14 protein-coding genes and 1 pseudogene are annotated in these 16,050 nt (G+C 65.9%); 5 read left to right on the top strand and 10 right to left on the bottom strand.

What is annotated here, in order from left to right; all coding sequences use genetic code 11:
- Window positions 1–213: 213 nt before the first annotated feature.
- Window positions 214–387: pseudogene (locus GV818_RS10535) on the top strand (transposase); the annotation flags it as partial.
- Here the strand turns inward: GV818_RS10535 and GV818_RS10530 are convergent.
- The 3 genes from GV818_RS10530 to GV818_RS10520 are packed head-to-tail and all read right to left on the bottom strand — an operon-like array spanning window position 377 to window position 6,156.
- Entirely contained in the window at window positions 377–1,795 is a 1,419-nt protein-coding gene (locus GV818_RS10530; RefSeq protein WP_161776503.1) for an efflux transporter outer membrane subunit, read from the bottom strand. The pseudogene GV818_RS10535 and the gene GV818_RS10530 overlap by 11 nt on opposite strands.
- The gene (locus GV818_RS10525) at window positions 1,779–2,945 is read right to left on the bottom strand and encodes an efflux RND transporter periplasmic adaptor subunit (protein WP_161776502.1); all 1,167 of its coding nucleotides are present in this window, start codon (window positions 2,943–2,945) and stop codon (window positions 1,779–1,781) included. Before GV818_RS10525 ends, GV818_RS10530 begins: the two co-directional genes overlap by 17 nt.
- Window positions 2,935–6,156, bottom strand: coding sequence for an efflux RND transporter permease subunit (locus tag GV818_RS10520; RefSeq protein WP_161776501.1), 3,222 nt, complete (start codon window positions 6,154–6,156; stop codon window positions 2,935–2,937). The genes GV818_RS10525 and GV818_RS10520 overlap by 11 nt, the downstream gene beginning before the upstream one ends.
- A 229-nt stretch (window positions 6,157–6,385) precedes the next feature.
- On the opposite strand from GV818_RS10520, the gene GV818_RS10515 reads away from it, so the two are divergent.
- The 3 genes from GV818_RS10515 (at window position 6,386) to GV818_RS10505 (ending at window position 8,370) form a co-directional block, all read left to right on the top strand.
- On the top strand, window positions 6,386–6,790 hold the full coding sequence (locus GV818_RS10515) for a hypothetical protein (protein WP_161776500.1): 405 nt from the start codon (window positions 6,386–6,388) through the stop codon (window positions 6,788–6,790).
- Window positions 6,791–6,819: 29 nt separating this feature from the next.
- On the top strand, window positions 6,820–7,230 hold the full coding sequence (locus GV818_RS10510; RefSeq protein ID WP_161776499.1) for a hypothetical protein: 411 nt from the start codon (window positions 6,820–6,822) through the stop codon (window positions 7,228–7,230).
- Between the two features lie 123 nt (window positions 7,231–7,353).
- Window positions 7,354–8,370 carry a PDDEXK nuclease domain-containing protein gene (locus tag GV818_RS10505; RefSeq protein ID WP_161758169.1) on the top strand — a complete coding sequence of 339 codons (1,017 nt, stop codon included), beginning with the start codon at window positions 7,354–7,356 and terminating at the stop codon, window positions 8,368–8,370.
- A gap of 94 nt (window positions 8,371–8,464) precedes the next feature.
- Here GV818_RS10505 and GV818_RS10500 read toward each other — a convergent pair whose 3' ends face one another.
- From GV818_RS10500 to GV818_RS10475, 6 genes are all read right to left on the bottom strand, one after another.
- Window positions 8,465–8,803, bottom strand: a complete 339-nt coding sequence (locus GV818_RS10500; RefSeq protein ID WP_161776498.1) for a YkvA family protein — start codon at window positions 8,801–8,803, stop codon at window positions 8,465–8,467.
- Window positions 8,804–9,014: 211 nt separating this feature from the next.
- On the bottom strand, window positions 9,015–9,434 hold the full coding sequence (locus GV818_RS10495; RefSeq protein ID WP_161776497.1) for a DUF6691 family protein: 420 nt from the start codon (window positions 9,432–9,434) through the stop codon (window positions 9,015–9,017).
- Window positions 9,431–9,871, bottom strand: a complete 441-nt coding sequence (locus GV818_RS10490; RefSeq protein WP_161776496.1) for a YeeE/YedE family protein — start codon at window positions 9,869–9,871, stop codon at window positions 9,431–9,433. The genes GV818_RS10495 and GV818_RS10490 overlap by 4 nt, the downstream gene beginning before the upstream one ends.
- Window positions 9,872–10,541: 670 nt before the next feature.
- Window positions 10,542–11,369, bottom strand: coding sequence for a sulfite exporter TauE/SafE family protein (locus GV818_RS10485; RefSeq protein ID WP_161758173.1), 828 nt, complete (start codon window positions 11,367–11,369; stop codon window positions 10,542–10,544).
- Window positions 11,366–12,643: an NAD(P)/FAD-dependent oxidoreductase gene (locus GV818_RS10480; protein WP_161776495.1), complete on the bottom strand. Its 1,278-nt coding sequence runs from the start codon at window positions 12,641–12,643 to the stop codon at window positions 11,366–11,368. Before GV818_RS10480 ends, GV818_RS10485 begins: the two co-directional genes overlap by 4 nt.
- 23 nt (window positions 12,644–12,666) lie before the next feature.
- The gene (locus tag GV818_RS10475) at window positions 12,667–13,551 is read right to left on the bottom strand and encodes an MBL fold metallo-hydrolase (protein WP_161776494.1); all 885 of its coding nucleotides are present in this window, start codon (window positions 13,549–13,551) and stop codon (window positions 12,667–12,669) included.
- Between the two features lie 250 nt (window positions 13,552–13,801).
- Here GV818_RS10475 and GV818_RS10470 point away from each other — a divergent pair, with 250 nt between their 5' ends.
- Complete coding sequence (locus tag GV818_RS10470; protein ID WP_161776493.1) at window positions 13,802–15,115, top strand: sigma-54 interaction domain-containing protein; 1,314 nt, start codon at window positions 13,802–13,804, stop codon at window positions 15,113–15,115.
- Between the two features lie 13 nt (window positions 15,116–15,128).
- Here the strand turns inward: GV818_RS10470 and GV818_RS10465 are convergent, their stop codons facing one another.
- Window positions 15,129–16,031, bottom strand: a complete 903-nt coding sequence (locus GV818_RS10465; RefSeq protein ID WP_161776492.1) for a tyrosine-protein phosphatase — start codon at window positions 16,029–16,031, stop codon at window positions 15,129–15,131.
- Window positions 16,032–16,050: the final 19 nt, after the last annotated feature.

Here is a 16,050-nt window from a genome sequence, read left to right as displayed (position 1 = left end):
TACGTACAACAAGGGAAGGGGGGGGCGCAGAGTTTGGGGAAGTCCTACGCTAAGCCGGCTTGGCTTAAGTGCGTTTCCTGTTCCGGCGTTTTTCAAGGTAGTTGTCGCGTCAGCCGTCTAGATAGGTCGTCACAAGACTCAAAAAATTGATAATCGGTCTTCCTAGTTAGACGGCCAGCGTGTCATGCCCTTGCAACCCATCGGCGCCACGGTATCTCCGACAATGTATGGAGTTTGCTGAAACCTCATTTAGCCGGCCGCGAAGGCTCCTGGGGAGGACGAGCAAAGGACAATCGGCTATTCATCAACACCGTATTCTGGATTTTGCGCACCGGGGCACCTTGGAAAGGCCTGCCAGGCGATTATGCTTCAGGTTTCAAACTCCACCTTTCCACCCTCCACCCAACGCCACCAGCAACCCCACACTGGCCTGCAACTCCCTTGTCTGCACCGCCTGCAACCCCCGCTGCGCCTGGAGTGCAGCAGTCTGCGCCGTCACCACATCCAGGTAACTCACCGCCCCGGCCTGATAGCTGTTCATGGCCAAGGTCTGGGTATGCAACGCCGCATTCACCGCTGCCTGCTGGTCCAGCGCCTCTTGGCGCAAATCCCGCAGTTGCCCCAGGTTGTCCTCCACCTCGCGCACCGCCCGCAGCACCTGCCCACGGTAATGGGCGGCGGCCTCTTCAAACTCGGCATGGGCCTGGCGCTCATTGGCGCTCAGCCGTCCGCCATCAAAGATCGGCAGGTTCACCAACGGCCCCAAGGCCCAATAGCGATTGCCCGCCGCCAGCAGATTACCCACGCCCTGGGTCTGCCCACCGAGCATCCCGGTCAGGCTGAAATCCGGATACCAGGCGGCGCGGGCCACGCCGATGCCGGCATTGGCGGCGTACACCCGGCGTTCCGCCGCGGCGATGTCCGGCCGGCGTTGCAGCAGGGTGCTGGGCAGTTGTTGGGGAATGCTCGGCAGGCTTAGCAGCTGTTCCGAGGGCGCAAGGCTGAACTGGCTGGCCGGTTCGCCCACCAGTTCGCCAATCGCGTGTTCGCTGAGGTTGCGCTGGGCCCGCACTTCGTCCAGTTCGGCCTCGGCGCTGGCCAGTTGGCTCTGGGCCCGGGTCAGGTCCAGTTCCGAGGCGATCTGCCCTTGATAACGGTCGCGGGTCAGTTGCAGGGCCTGGGCGTAATCCTCCAGGGAGTGGCTCAAGATGCGGCTCTGGGCATCCAGGCCAGTGAGTTGCACATACAGGCTCGCCAGCTGTTTTTGCAGGCTCAGGCGCGCTGCCGCCAGATCGTCGCCGGAGGCTTGAGCCTGGGCGTCGCCGGCCGCCGCTTGATTGCGGATCCGCCCCCACAGGTCGAGGTCGAAGCTCAGGGCGAAACCGGCGGTGTCGCTGTTGTACACCGAGGGCTGGCTGCTGCCCCGCAGGGGGCGGCTGTCCGACTGGCGCTGGCGCAGCGGCTGGGCGCTGGCGCTGATCTGCGGGAACAGCCCGGCATGCAGCTGGCTGGCGTAGGCCTGGGCGCCGTCGTAGTGGGCCAGGGCTGCCGCCAGGTCGGGGTTGGCCTGGAGCAGGCGCTGTTGCAGGTCGTTCAGACGCGGGTCCTGGTACAGCAGCCACCAGTGCTCGGCGAGCCCCTGGGGCGGGGCGGCCGGGTGCCAGGGGCCATCGCTGCTCTGTTCGCGGTATTGCGCCGGCAGGTCGATGGCCGGCACCTGGTAGTGCGGCGCCAGGGAGCAGCCGTGCAGGGCCAGCAACAGCAGGGCGGCGAGGGGTTTAAGCCTTGGGCGCATGCTCACCTCCTGCGTCCGCCAGTTGCACCAGGTCACCTTCGCGCAGGGCGTCCGGCGGGTTGTCGATAACCTGATCCGTGGCTTGCAGGCCCTGGTCGATCACCAGCCGTTCGCCCAGGTCGAGGCCGATATGAATGCTGCGCAGGTGCACGTGCCGGGAACCGTCGATCAGCGCCACCTGGGTGCCCTGGGCGCGGAAGATCAAGGCACTGGCGGGGATGCTCACGCCGTGGGTGTCGGCGGGAATCGCCAGGCTCGCCTCGGCATAGTCGCCGGGCATCAGGGCGCCGTCGGGGTTGGCGGCGACGAACTGCGCCAGCAGGGTGCCGGAGCGCGGGTCGATGGCGGTGGAGTCGCCCACCAGTTGCGCGCGAAAGTGCTGGCCCGGGTGCTCGGGCACGGTCAACTGCGCTTGCAGGCCGGGGCGGATCACGCTGGCGTAGTTCTGTGGGATCGGTACGTAGAGCCGCAGTTTGTGGGTGTCCGCCAGGTCGAACAGTTCCGGGTCGCTGTCGTTGTCGGCCTTGATCAACTGGCCGATGTCGGTGTGGCGGGCGGTGATGGTGCCGGCGAACGGCGCGCGAATGGTCTTGTAATCTTCCAGCGCCGTGAGCCGTGCGTAGTCGGCGGCCGCTGCGTCGGCATTGGCCTTGGCCGCGGCGGCGTTGGAGCTTTTTTCATCGGCTTCCTGGCGCGACACCGAGTGGCTGGCCAAGAGGTGCTGCCAGCGCTCGGCGGTGGTCTGGGCCAGCCGCGCATTGGCTTGCTCCTGGATCATTCGCGCCCGGGTCTGGGCCACTTGCTGATCCAGGTCGGGGCTGTCGATATGGGCCAGCACTTGCCCGGCGGTCACCTTGGCGCCTATGTCCTGGGTCCAGTCCTTGAGGTAGCCGCTGACCCGGGCGTGGATCGGCGCCTTGCTCCAGGCTTCCAGGTGCGCCGGCAGGCGCAGGGTATCGCCCAGTAGGTTGGGCCGCGGTTGGAACACCAGCACCTGCGGCACGGCGGCGGTTTCGGTCCAGGCGACCACGGCCTGTTCATGCCGGGCACGTGCGGCCAGGCCGCTGGCCACCAGCAGGGCGGCCAGGCTCAGGCCGCCTATGCCCAGCAGCATCAGGCGTTTGCGCGAAGGGGTGTGATCAGGCGACATGGGTGTTTTCTCCAGCAACAGCGGATTGGGGACGGCGGCCGTGGACCAGGCTGAAGACCACGGGGACAAAAATCAGGGTGGCGACGGTGGCGAGGAGCAGCCCGCCGATCACCGCGCGGCCCAGGGGCGCGTTCTGTTCCTCGGACAGGGCCAGGGGCAGCATGCCGATGATCATCGCCAGGGCGGTCATGCACACCGGGCGAAAGCGCGTGTAGCCGGCTTCCAGGGCGGCCTTGAGGGCATCGCCGTGCTCCGCCAGGCGCTCGCGGCAGAAGCTCACCACCAGGATCGAGTTGGCGGTGGCCACCCCCATGCACAGGATGGCCCCGGTCAGCGCCGGCACCGACAGCGAGGTGCCACTCAAGAACAGCATCCACACGATCCCGGCCAGGGCCGCCGGTAGCGCGGTGATGATCACGAACGGATCGACCCAGGACTGGAAGTTGACCACGATCAGCAGGTAGATCAGCACCACCGCCCCCAGCAGGCCCAGGCTCAGGCCGCTGAAGGCTTCATGCAGGGCGTCGATCTGCCCGTGCAGGCTGACCGTGGCGCCCTTGGGCCGCAGGGCCGCGGCGTCGTCCAGGACTTTTTGCATGTCGTGGGCCACGGCGCCCAGATCGCGCCCCTGGACGTTGGCGTACAGGTCCAGGGTCGGCTGGATGTTGTAGTGGCTGACCACCGCCGGGCTCTCGACCCGGGAAATATCTGCCAGGCCGCCGAGGATCTGCGACTGGCCGTTGCTGCCGGTGACCGGCAGCGCCTCCAGGGCCGGCAGGCTGTCCAGGCGGTACTGCGGGGTGGCGGCGACGATGGAGTAGGACACGCCGTTCTTCGGGTTGAGCCAGAAGGTCGGCGCCACCTGGGAGCTACCGGCCAAGGAGGCCACCATGCTGTTGGTCACGTCGCGCTCGGTGATCCCCAGGCCGTTGGCCCGCAGACGGTCGACCTTGACTTGCAGCGATGGGTAGCCGGTGGACTGCTGGATGCGCAGGTCGGCGATGCCCGGCACATGCTGCAGGCGCCGTTGCAGTTCCAGGGCGAAGGCGCGGTTGGCCGCGTCATCGGGCCCGGAGACTTTCACGTCCAGCGGTGCCGGGGCGCCGAAGTTGAGGATCTGGCTGCTGATGTCCGCCGGCAAAAAGGCGAACTGGCTGCCCGGGAAGCTTTCCGGCAGGGCTTGGCGCAGTTGCTTCACGTAGTCTGCGCTGGGGGCGTGGCCGGGTTTCAGGGTGACCTGGATATCGCCGTCCTGGGGGCCGATGGTGCCGCTGTTGCTGTAGGCCATGTCGATGCCGCTCAAGGGAATGCCGATGTTGTCGATGATGCTGTCCAGCTGCTCCGGCGGGATCACTTCGCGGATGCGCCCTTCGATGCGGTCGAAGGCCGCCGCGCTTTCCTCGATCCGCGTGCCCAGGGGCAGGCGCACGTGCAGGGCCAGGGCGCCGGCGTCGGTGGCGGGGAAGAAGTCCTGGCCCAGGCTTGGCAGCAGGGCGAAGGACGCCAGCACGCAGGCGAGGAAGCCGAGGATGAAGCTCTTGCGCCGGCCCAGGGCCAGCTGCAGCAGGCCGTGATAGCTGTCGCGTACGTTGGAAAAACGCGCCTCGAAACCCTGTTGGAAGGCCAGCAGCCCGCGCACCAGAGCGTTGCGTGGCTGGGCGTGCGGTTCACCTTCGTGATGGTTGATGAAGGCATCTTCCGGGTGATGCCCGGGGCCCGTTTGCGGCCCATGGGGCTTGAGCAGGTACATGGCCAGTGTGGGCACCAGGGTCCGCGAGAGGATGAACGAGCTGGCCATGGCAAAGATCACCGCCAGGGCCATGGGCCGGAACAGATAGCCGGCAATGCCCTGCAGCAGGAACATCGGCACGAAGACGATGCAGATGCACAGCAGCGAGACGAAGGCCGGGCCGACGATCTGTTTGGCGCCGTCGAGGATCGCGTCCTTCACCGCCTTGCCCTGTTCCAGGTGCCAGTTGATGTTCTCGATGGTCACCGTGGCGTCGTCCACTAGGATTCCCACCGCCAGGGCCAGGCCGCCCAGGGTCATGACGTTGAGGGTCTGGCCGCTGACCGCCAGCAGGGCGATGGCCGCAAGCACCGCCAGGGGGATCGAGGCGGCAATGATCAGGGTCGAGCGCCAACTGCCGAGGAACAGCAGGATCATCGCGCTGGTCAGCAGGGCGGCGATGATGCCCTCACGGGCCACGCTGCCCACCGACTGCTTGACGAACACCGAGGCGTCCCCCAGCAGCGAAGTCTTCAGCGCCGGCGGCAGGGTTTCGTTGATTCGCGGCAGCATCTGGCGGATGCCGTCGACGATGGACAGGGTGGAGATATTGCCGTTCTTCAGCGCCGGCATCAGCACCGCCCGGCGTCCGTCGACCCGCACGATATTGGTCTGCGGCGGCGAGCCGTCACGCACGTGGGCCACCTGGCCGATGGTGATCAGCGCGCCGTCCACGGTCTTGATCGGCAGGTCGTTGAGCTCCTCGATGGCGTTCGGGCTGTTGTTCAGCAGCACCGTGTATTCATCGCCGCCCAGCTTGGCGGTGCCCACCGGGATGATCTGGTTCTGCGCCGCCAGGGCATTGCCCACGTCCTGGGCCGACAGGCCCTTGGCGGCCAGGGCTTGTGGGTCCAGGTCGAGGGTGATCTGCCGCTGCTTGCCGCCCATGGGGGTGGGCATGGCCAGGCCGGGTAGGGCGCTCAGGGGCAGGCGGATGTTGTTCTGCACCAGGTCGCGAATCTTCGCTTCCGAGAGGGTCGGGCTGGAGAAGGCCATCTGCAGGATTGGCACCGTCGAGGCGCTGTAGTTGAGGATCAGCGGTGGGGTGATGCCCGGCGGCATCTGCTTGAGCACGGTTTGTGAAACGGCGGTCACCTGGGCGTTGGCGGTGCGGATATCCACTCCGGGCTGGAAGAAGATCTTGACGATGCCCATGCCCGGCAGCGACTGCGATTCGATGTGCTCGATGTCGTTGACCGTGGTGCTCAGGGAGCGCTCGTAGGTGTAGATCACCCGCCCGGCCATGGCATCCGGCGACAGGCCGTTGTACTGCCAGACCACCGCCACCACCGGAATGCCGATGTCGGGGAACACGTCGGTGGGGGTACGCAGGGCCGCCAGGGGTCCGATGATGCAGATGAAAATCGCCAGCACGATGAACGTGTAGGGCTTGAGCAGTGCGGTCTTGACCAGCCCGAGCATGCCGAAAACCTCCGAGGGAGTGGGATTGCAAACCTCGGCAGCCTGCAGCGACCCACCTAACACGCGGCTTTCAGCCAGGTGAAGGAAGTTTTAGCTAAGGCCTGTATTTCCTTTCATGTGGATTCATTTGTTCTCGAACCGGGGCCTCGACAAGCTTGATGGCCATCGGCGCCGGCGATTTTCTCGGGCCTTCGTCGCACTCCTTTCTGTCACTTGCGAGGTTTCTTCCATGTCCCTCAAACCCTTGTTGCTGCTGCCGGGCCTGGGCCTTATTTGCCTGCTCTCGGCCTGCGCCGGGCCGCTGCCCAAGGCCGATCCGCAGCAGGCCTGGATCGATCTTTCCCCGGAGTCGCCCAACGACTTGCTGGCCGACAGCGTCGATGGCCGGCGGCTGAACGATGGCCGCTACTTTCAGGTCAGCCCCGGTCAGCACCGCTTGCAGATGGCCTTGCTGCAAGGGGCCAACGGCAACTCGGCGCAGCCTGAATGCCTGGGCCGCCTGGACTATGCCGGGTTCCAGGCCGGAGGCCATTACCAACTGCTGGAATCGAGCCGGGGCCAGGAGGTGAGCGCCGCGCTGCTGGATGCCCAGGGTCGGCAAGTGGCCCAGAGCCGGCCGTTCAGCTGCCTGTAAACGTTTTTTAACTGCCGAGGTACTGCTTCATGACACTCAAACCACTGCTGCTTATTCCTGCCCTGGGCCTGGTGTGCCTGCTTTCTGCCTGTGCCGGGCCGATGCCTCAGCCCGATCCCAGCCAGGCCTGGATCGGCCTGCAGGAAGAGGCGCCCAACGACCTGATGGCCGAACGGGTGGACGGGCAGAAGATCGACGATGGCCGTTACTTCCAGGTCCAGCCCGGTGCTCACCGCCTGGACGTGACCCTGTTTGAAGAGAGTGTCGGCGATTCCAACCAGCAAGACTGCAATGGCCATGTCAGCTACAGCGGCTTCAAGGCCGGCGAGCACTACAAACTGGTGGAGTCGAGCTTGGGCACCGAGGTGTCGGCGCGCTTGTATGACGCCCAGGGCAAGCAGGTGGCCAGTACCCATGACTTTGCGTGCATGCCGGGCTGACCGGTCCGTTTACGCAGCTCGAATCAGGACGTTTCGTTCAATGGAAAGAGACAGGGCTGACTACAGGTTCATGGCGGGCCACTGGATGATAGGGGCCTGTTTCCTGTCAATCGGGCATTGCTCATGAATCAACAGGCGCAAGCGGCAAACACATCCACCGACGTGGCATTTGGTGAAGTAGCGTTGATGATCGTCGCCGCTCGGCAACGGGCGGTGCGAGCGGTGAACACTGAACTGGTGGAACTGTACTGGCAGGTCGGGGCCTATATCAGCCGCAAGATCGAGGCGGCGGAATGGGGCGATGGTGTCGTCCAGCAATTGGCGGATTACCTGGCGCGGCAACAGCCGGGCCTGCGGGGGTTTACCCGGGCGAACCTGTTCCGCATGCGCCAGTTTTACGAGGCTTATCGTGATCACGAGAAAGTCGCACCACTGGTGCGACAATTGCCCTGGAGCCACCATCTGGTGGTCATGGGGCAGAGTAAAGGGCCAAGGGAGCGTGAGTTCTACCTGGATCTCGCGGTCCGGGAGCAGTGGTCACGGCGCGAGCTGGAACGGCAGATCAAATCCGCCCTGTTCGAACGCACGCTGACCCGCCCGGCAAGCGTCTCGGCAGCGGTGAGACAAACCCACCCCGAGGCCCTGAAGGTGTTCAAGGATGCCTACATGGTGGAGTTTCTCGACCTGGCCCAGGGGCATGACGAAGCCGATCTGCATCAGGGCCTGGTGCGCCAGCTCAAGGATTTCCTGATCGAAATGGGGCGCGACTTCTGCTTTGTCGCTTCAGGCTATCCGTTGCAGGTTGGCGGGCGCGATTTCGCCCTGGACCTGCTGCTGTTCCATCGTGGCTTGAATTGCCTGGTGGCCGTTGAACTCAAGGTCGGGCGCTTCGAGCCGGAGTACCTGGGCAAGCTGGACTTTTACCTGGAGGCCCTGGACCGCCAGGTGCGCAAACCCCACGAAAACCCGGCCCTGGGCGTGTTGCTCTGTGCCAGCAAGGAGGACGAGGTGGTGGAATATGCCCTCAACCGATCACTGTCGCCGGCGTTGATCGCTGAGTACCGGACCCAACTGCCAGACAAGAAACTGCTGCAGGCCAAGTTGCAGGAGTTTTATGCCCTGGACACGCAAGCGCGGTGAGTCTGGCGGCCATATTGTGCGGGCGCTCCTGAGTGCTCTCGTGAGTCGGATGAACACCAAGGACCGCACCCCAGCCGTTGCGCTTGCCCCTTGTTCAGTCTGGTTCACTGCCGAACCAGTCCGCCAGGCGCGCGCTGGCTTGCTCCTTGACCTCGTCGTTGATGTGGGCGGCCACGGCCACCACTGAACCGGCCAGCAGCCCAAAGTCATCCGCGTATCCGACCCCCGGGATCAGGTCGGGGATGATGTCCACGGGCAGCACGAAGTAACCCAGGGCAGCGTAGATGGTGGTCTTGGCCCAGATCGGGGTTTGCGGTCGTTGCGCGGCGTAGTAGAGCCAGAGGGTTTTTTGGATCAAGGTCCGGCCGGTTCGCGAGGCATAGCGGCCGATCTTGCGCCAGAGGCACTGTTCAAGGGATTGGGTGGTCGACATGGCGTACTCCTGGGGGATACAGGCCATAGTCGCCGCCTGCGCGGTTGACCGGCAGAGGCCAATCTTTCCCTGGCCACTTGCGTCGTAGGAGCCGGCTTGCCGGCGAAGAGACCGGGCCTGGCGCCGTGAGTCCTGTGTCAGGTCAGCGGCGCCGGCGAGGGCGCGTTCGCTGGCAAGCCAGCTCCTACCGGGTGGCGAGGCGCTGTGCCATTCAAGGCTGCCGACGGGCTTCCAGGCGCTGGAACAGCAGCATGCCCACGAGCATGGCCAGGACAAACACCCAGGCTTGCCAGTGCCCGCTCGGCAACAGCACCAGGGCCGGCCCCGGACAGATCCCGGCAATGCCCCAGCCGATGCCGAACAGCAGGCTGCCGCCGATCAGGCGCCGATCCACGCCGCGCTTGGGCGGAATCTGCATCGATGCTCCCAGCCATGCGTGCGACCGGCCCATGGCCCAATGGAAAGGCCACCAGGCCACTGCGATGGCACCGAGCATCACCAGCGCCAGGGACGGGTCCCAGGTTCCCGCCAGATCGAGAAAGCCCAGGACCTTGGCCGGGTTGGCCATGCCCGCCAGCAACAGGCCGATGCCGAACAGCAGACCGGCGATAAAGGCGCAGAGTTTTCTCATGCCGTCAGCCCCAGCAGATGCCGAAGCACCCAGACCGTGGCGAAGCCGGTGGCCATGAAGCACAGGGTGGCGATGAGCGAACGGGGTGACAGCCGGGAAATGCCGCACACGGCGTGCCCGCTGGTACAGCCGGCGCCATAGCGAGTGCCGATGCCCACTAGCAGGCCGGCGCTGACCAGGCCGAACAGACCGCTCTGGAACTCGGCGGCCGGCAGGGCGTGAAACAGGCCCCAGAGCAGCGGTGCCAGCAACAGTCCAAGAATGAACAGCGCCTTTTCGCCCCAGCCGTCGCTGCCGGGTTGCAACAGGCTGCCGAGCAGTCCGCTGATCCCGGCGATGCGCCCGTTGGCGACAATCAGCAGCCCGGAGGCCAGGCCGATCAATGCCCCTCCAGCCAGGGCCGACCACGGTGTGAAATGCAGGTAATCCAAAAGCATATCGAGTTCCTCGTAGGAGCCGGCTTGCCGGCGAAGGGGCCGCTCGTGGCGCCGCTATTTTTCCCTTGCAACGCCGGCGTTGGTGAGGCCGCCTTCGCTGGCAAGCCAGCTCCTACGGGTGGTGGTGCGTAGGTTGATGTAGGAGCCGGCTTGCCGGCGAAGGGGCCGGTCGTGGCGCCGCTATTTTTCCCTTGCAACGCCAGCGTCGGTGAGGGCGCCTTCGCTGGCAAGCCAGCTCCTACGGGTGGTGGTGCGTAGGTTGATGTAGGAGCCGGCTTGCCGGCGAAGGGGCCGGCCGTGGCGCCGCTATTTTTCCCTTGCAACGCCAGCGTCGGTGAGGGTGCCTCCGCTGGCAAGCCAGCTCCTACGGGTGGTGGTGCGTACGTTGATGTAGGAGCCGGCTTGCCGGCGAAGGGGCCGGCCGTGGCGCCGCTATTTTTCCCTTGCAACGCCAGCGTCGGTGAGGGTGCCTCCGCTGGCAAGCCAGCTCCTACGGGTGGCGGTGCGTAGGTTGATGTAGGAGCCGGCTTGCCGGCGAAGGGGCCAGTCGTGGCGCCGCTATCTTTCCCTTGCAACGCCAGCGTCGGTGAGGGCGCCTTCGCTGGCAAGCCAGCTCCTACGGGTGGTGGTGCGTACGTTGATGTAGGAGCCGGCTTGCCGGCGAAGGGGCTCAACGGGATAGCCAGCCCAAGGCACCAGCCGCCAGCAGCAGCCCGGCCAATATGCCGGTGATGGCGAACAGCTGTTGCAGGCGCGGGCCGGCCAGGTGGCTGGCCACCTGGCGCCCCAGCACTAGCCCCAGCACCGCTCCCAGGGCAAAGGGCGCGCCCACCGCCCAGTGCATTACCCCGCTGACGCTGGCGGTCACCACACTGCCCAGGGACACCAGGGCGATCACCGCCAGCGAGGTGGCGACGATGCTCTTGCTGTCCAGGTTGGTGTAGCGACTCAAGGCCGGGATGATCACGAAGCCGCCGCCCACCCCGAGCAGTCCTGAAAGCAGCCCCGAGAGCATGCCGGTAAAGGTCAGCGCCCGGGCGCAGGGCAGGGTCCAGCGCAAGCGCCCCTGGGCCGGATTGAGCACGCAAGGCAGGAACGCCGGACGTGGCGCCGCCTGGCCTTGTTTCAACTCCAGGCTGGCCTTGCGCAAGATCCGCCCGCAGGCGTACAGCAGCACCAGTGAGAACAGCAGCGCCAAGGGCAGGTTCGGCAAACGGTGGGCCAGCCACAAGCCCAGCGGCGCCATGAGGATGCCGATGCCGGCGACGAAGCCCGCCGCGCGGTAGCGCACGATGCCTTGGCGCAGCCCCAGCACCGCGCCGACGCTGGCCGCCAGGCCCACCGCGAGCAAGCCGATAGGGGCCGCCTCGACCATGCTCAGGCCCAAGCCGAAGACCAGCAGTGGCACCGCGAGGATGCCGCCGCCGGCCCCGGTCAGGGCCAGGATTGCACCAATGATTGCCCCTAGCCCGGCGCCCAGCAGAGTGTGTTCATTCATGCTTTCGGGGTGTCCGTGGGCAGGTGCGGCTGCGCCAGCCATTCATGGCCCTTGAGCATGCCGCGCCAGTACAGTGGCGGCAGGATTCGTTCCTTCAGCCACCAGGCGCGGCGGGTCGGCTGGCGGCCGTCCAGTAGCCAGCTCGGGAAGCTTGGGGCGAGCTTGCCACCGTAGGTGAATTCGGCGAGGACGATCTTGCCCCGTTCCACGGTCAGCGGGCAGGAGCCGTAGCCATCGTATTGCGCCAGCTGGGTCAGGCGCTTGAGGGCCACCAGCACGTTGTTGGCCACCACCGGTGCCTGTTTGCGCGCTGCGGCGGCGGTCTTGGCGTTGCTGGTGTTGGTGACGTCGCCCAGGCCGTGGATGTTGACGAAGTGCTTGTGGCGCAAGCTGCCGGGGTCGACGTCGACCCAGCCGGCAGAGTCTGCCAGCGGGCTGCTACGGATGAAGTCCGGGGCGCACTGCGGCGGCACCACGTGCAGCATGTCGAAGGCGCGCTCCAGGGTTTCCTGGCTGCCGTCGGCCAGGGTGCGGACAAAGGTCGCGCGCTTGGCCGGGCCGTCCACCGCCACCAGGTTGTGGCCGAAGGCGAGGTCGACGGCGTATTTCTTGATGTACTCCATCAACGCCGGCACGTAGTCGGCAACGCCAAACAACACGCCGCCGGCGTTCAGGAAACTTGGCTTGATCGGCCCCAGGCGGCCGTTGCGCAGCCAGTGGTCGCAGGACAGGTACAGGGCCTTCTGTGGCGCCCCGGCGCACTTGATCGGCATTGGCGGCTGGCTGAACAGCGCCTCGCCCTGTTGCAGTTGCTGCACCAGCTGCCAGGTGTAGGGCGCCAGGTCGTAGCGGTAGTTGGAGGTCACGCCATGGCTGCCCAGAGTCGCCGGCAGGCCGTCGATGGCTGCCCAGTCGAGCTTGAGCCCGGGGCAGACGATCAACTGGTCGTATGCCAGCACCCGGCCATCGGCCAGGACCAGGGCATTGTTGTGCGGCTCGAACTGGCTGACGGCATTCTGGATCCACTTGACGCCCTTGGGCATCAGCGCGGCCATGTCGCGCACCGTGGACTCGGCGCTGAACACGCCGGCGCCTACCAAGGTCCAGCCAGGCTGGTAGTAGTGGGTCTGGGCCGGATCGATGATCGCCACGTCCAGGTGGGGATCGCGGGACAGCAGGCTGGCGGCAACGGCGATGCCGGCGGCACCGCCGCCGACGATCAGCACCTGGTGGCTGCCGTCGACGGCGCGCAGGGCTGGGTTGATGGGACGCATGGCGAGGTCTCCGTGTGGAGTAGTTATAGGGTGTTAAGGGGCAGCTTCAGGTAGCTCACGCCGTTGTCCTCGGGCTCGGGAAAGTGCCCGCTGCGCATGTTGACCTGCACCGAAGGCAGGATCAGCACCGGCATGTCCAGGGTGGCGTCGCGGGCTTCGCGCATCTTCACAAAGCTGTCTTCGTCGATGCCCTGGTGGATATGGATGTTGTTGGCTCGCTGCTCGGCGACGGTGGTCATGTACTGCAGTTCGCGGCCGTTGGGCAGGTAGTCGTGGCACATGAACAAGCGGGTCTGGGGGGGCAGGGCGAGGATCTTGCCGATCGAGCGGTACAGGGTTCGCGCATCGGCCCCGGGGAAGTCGCAGCGGGCGGTGCCGTAGTCGGGCATGAACAGGGTGTCGCCGACAAAGGCCACGCATTGGTCAGCGACGTGTACCAGGTAGGTCATGCACGCCGGAGTATGTCCCGGAGTGTGCAAGGCCCTGGCCTGGAGTTGGCCGATGGCGAATTTGGCGCCGTCGGCCAGCAGTACGTCGAACTGGCTGCCGTCGCGAGCGAACGCCGGGGCTTCGTTGAACAGCGCGCCGAAGACTTTTTGCACCTGGGTGATCTGGTTGCCGATGGCCACCTGGGCCCCCAGTTGCTCCTTGAGATAAGCCGCGGCGGACAGGTGATCGGCGTGTACGTGGGTTTCCAGGATCCAGTCGACCCGGGCATCCAGCTCCTTCACCCGAGCGATCAGCCGGTCGGCGGATTCGGTGCGGGTGCGGCCGGATTTCGGGTCGTAGTCCAGCACGCTGTCGATCAGTGCGCAGCGGCGGCTGGCCAGGTCCATCACCAGGTAGCTGATGGTCCAGGTATGGCTGTCGAAAAAGGCGTCTACACGCAGCGTGTCGCTGATGATCATGGGGCACTCCAGGCAATGAAGGTGAGGGCAGTCTGCGCTGTCGCTCGTCCCTTGGACCGTCAATAAACGTGCCAACCCGAAACGCCTTGATTGGCCGCCTATTCATTGAAGTAGAAGGCCGGGGAGGCTGCCATCAGCATTTTTTCAGGTCGACTGACAGCGTTTGTTGGCAGTGATATGGCAGTTTGTGGCAGAAAATGGCAGAAAGTCGCGGCGTGCTTTAAGCTGCCGCCACTGCCCTGGAGTCACCATGTCCCTGATCGCCACCGACCTTGCCCAGTCACAGATGTCTGCCCTGGTGTCCTACCTCGAACACGACCCGCAACCGACCATCGTGCTCGACACCGGCTACAACATCATCGCCGCCAACACCGCCTACCAGCGCCAGTTCGGGGTGGCCGGCAAACCCCATGTCGGTGCCAAGTGCTACCAGGTGTCCCACCAGTTTGCCGTGCCCTGCGACCAGGCCGGCGAGCACTGCCCGATGCGCAAGGCCCACGCCAGCCGGGTGCCGGAGCGCATGCTGCATATCCATCACACGCCCCGCGGGCCGGAGCATGTGGACGTCGAGCTGCGTCCGATCATCGGCGCCTCGGGGGCGGTGGTGGCTTATGTCGAGCGCCTGAGTTCGGTGGCGGTGGCTTCGGTGCAACCCCAGCGCAAGGGTCTGGTGGGGCGTTCGCCGGCGTTCAACGAGGCTTTGAGCGCCTTGCAGCGGGCCGCCCCGGCGCCGATCCCGGTACTGCTCCAGGGTGAGTCCGGCACCGGCAAGGAGTTGTTCGCCCGTGCCCTGCACGACGGCAGCCCCCGGGCCAGCGGGCCGCTGGTGGTGGTCGATTGCACCGGCCTCACTGAGACCCTGCTGGAGAGCGAACTGTTCGGCTACGAAAAGGGCGCCTTCACTGGCGCCCTGCAACGCAAGATCGGCCTGGCCGAAGCGGCCCACGGCGGCACCTTGTTTCTCGATGAAATCGGTGAGGTGCCGCTGGCCATGCAGGTCAAGCTGTTGCGCCTGATCGAGTCCGGCAGCTTCCGTCCGGTGGGTAGCCTGCGTACCGTGCACTCGGATTTCCGCCTGGTGGCGGCGACCCACAAACCGCTCAAGGAAATGGTCGCCGCCGGAACCTTCCGCCAGGACCTGTACTACCGCATCAGCGCCTTTCCGATCCGCTTGCCGGCACTGCGTGAGCGTAGCGACGACTTGCCGTTGCTGATCGACAGCCTGTTGCGCCGCCTCGATCCCGGGGTGGTGCCGCGGGTCGACCCCCAGGCCCTGGAGCAACTACGCCTGTACACCTATCCGGGCAATATCCGCGAGTTGCGCAACATCCTCGAACGGGCGCGGCTGTTCAGCGACGACGGGATGATCCGCCTGGCGGACCTGCCGCCGGAGCTGCGCAGCACGCCGCCGCCAGCGCCGCCCGGCCGCCGTCGCGGTGGCAAGGACCTGGAGCAACTGGCCCATGCCCTGGAGGTGTTCGAGGGGTCGCGCAGTGAGCTGGCCAAGGCCCTGGGCCTGAGCGAGCGGACCCTGTACCGGCGGCTCAAGGCCCTGGGTCTCTGAGTGCCGGTGCTGATCAGGGGGCGGCGGTTTCGAGGAACTTGCTTTGCAGCCGCGAGCGAAACGCGGCATCGACCCCCAGCCCCTCGCGCAGGTAGTTCTCCACTGAGCCGTAGTCTTCGCGCATGGCCATGAACGCCGCTTGCAGGTAGCGCGGCTCGACGCCGAGCAAGGGCTGCAGAAGGGCAGGATCGGTACGGCCTTTTGACGCCAGCCTGACGTGTTCGGCGATCCGGCGGTTTTTTTCCCCGAGGTAGCGGTTGGACGCCAGATAGTCCTCCATCGCCGTTGCTTCCGGTACCCCCAAGGCCAGCAACAGCATGGCCGAAGCGAAGCCGGTGCGATCCTTGCCCGCAGTGCAGTGGTAGAGAACCGGGGTGCCCTGGTCATCGAGCAGGCCATGCAGCCAGGCTCGAAAGAGCGGGCTCTGCTCGCGGACGAATTGGATGTTGGCCCTGACCAGCACATCGTCCAGGTGCAGCTCGGCGGTGTCGCCACTGTTGATGCGCCGAGTCAACTCGCGGATGTCGATGTTGCCGGCACTGATCGGCATCTCGATCCGCCGCTCCATCAGCGCAGGCGGCAGACGGTCGGGGGCGTCGGCGATTTCCTCGCGGCTGCGCAGGTCCACCACTCGCTGCAGTTGCAGGCGTTGCAGCCTGCGTTGATCTTCGGCACTGAGCTGGTCCAGGGCTCCACCGCGATACAGCAGGCCCCACTTCACGCTGCGCCCGTCGGCCGTGCGGTAGCCACCCAGGTCCCGCAGGTTGGGTGCGCTTGCCAGGTCCAGGGCGCGCAGCACTTGGCGTTCCGTGGCGGGCGGGTCTTGCGCGAGCGCTGGCTGCTCGGCAGGGGCCGCGTTGGCCGCGGCGATGGTGCACAGCAGGGCGGCCCCGAGGGCCAGGTCGAATCGGCTCATGTTGCGCTCTCCCGGAGTG

The sequence above is a fragment of the Pseudomonas sp. Fl4BN1 genome (genome assembly GCF_009908285.1).
Taxonomy (GTDB): domain Bacteria; phylum Pseudomonadota; class Gammaproteobacteria; order Pseudomonadales; family Pseudomonadaceae; genus Aquipseudomonas.
Note: the sequence above shows the minus strand (reverse complement) of the source record. Positions and strands in the feature narration are given on the sequence as shown.

Excerpts from the sequence above, each read along its gene's own strand:
- GV818_RS10465 (WP_161776492.1), bottom strand. The coding sequence starts at position 16,031 with ATGAGCCGATTCGACCTGGCCCTCGGGGCCGCCCTGCTGTGCACCATC.
- GV818_RS10490 (WP_161776496.1), bottom strand. The coding sequence starts at position 9,871 with ATGCTTTTGGATTACCTGCATTTCACACCGTGGTCGGCCCTGGCTGGA.
- GV818_RS10530 (WP_161776503.1), bottom strand. The coding sequence starts at position 1,795 with ATGCGCCCAAGGCTTAAACCCCTCGCCGCCCTGCTGTTGCTGGCCCTG.
- GV818_RS10510 (WP_161776499.1), top strand. The coding sequence starts at position 6,820 with ATGACACTCAAACCACTGCTGCTTATTCCTGCCCTGGGCCTGGTGTGC.
- GV818_RS10525 (WP_161776502.1), bottom strand. The coding sequence starts at position 2,945 with ATGTCGCCTGATCACACCCCTTCGCGCAAACGCCTGATGCTGCTGGGC.
- GV818_RS10495 (WP_161776497.1), bottom strand. The coding sequence starts at position 9,434 with ATGAGAAAACTCTGCGCCTTTATCGCCGGTCTGCTGTTCGGCATCGGC.
- GV818_RS10505 (WP_161758169.1), top strand. The coding sequence starts at position 7,354 with ATGAATCAACAGGCGCAAGCGGCAAACACATCCACCGACGTGGCATTT.
- GV818_RS10475 (WP_161776494.1), bottom strand. The coding sequence starts at position 13,551 with ATGATCATCAGCGACACGCTGCGTGTAGACGCCTTTTTCGACAGCCAT.
- GV818_RS10500 (WP_161776498.1), bottom strand. The coding sequence starts at position 8,803 with ATGTCGACCACCCAATCCCTTGAACAGTGCCTCTGGCGCAAGATCGGC.
- GV818_RS10515 (WP_161776500.1), top strand. The coding sequence starts at position 6,386 with ATGTCCCTCAAACCCTTGTTGCTGCTGCCGGGCCTGGGCCTTATTTGC.
- GV818_RS10485 (WP_161758173.1), bottom strand. The coding sequence starts at position 11,369 with ATGAATGAACACACTCTGCTGGGCGCCGGGCTAGGGGCAATCATTGGT.
- GV818_RS10520 (WP_161776501.1), bottom strand. The coding sequence starts at position 6,156 with ATGCTCGGGCTGGTCAAGACCGCACTGCTCAAGCCCTACACGTTCATC.
- GV818_RS10470 (WP_161776493.1), top strand. The coding sequence starts at position 13,802 with ATGTCCCTGATCGCCACCGACCTTGCCCAGTCACAGATGTCTGCCCTG.
- GV818_RS10480 (WP_161776495.1), bottom strand. The coding sequence starts at position 12,643 with ATGCGTCCCATCAACCCAGCCCTGCGCGCCGTCGACGGCAGCCACCAG.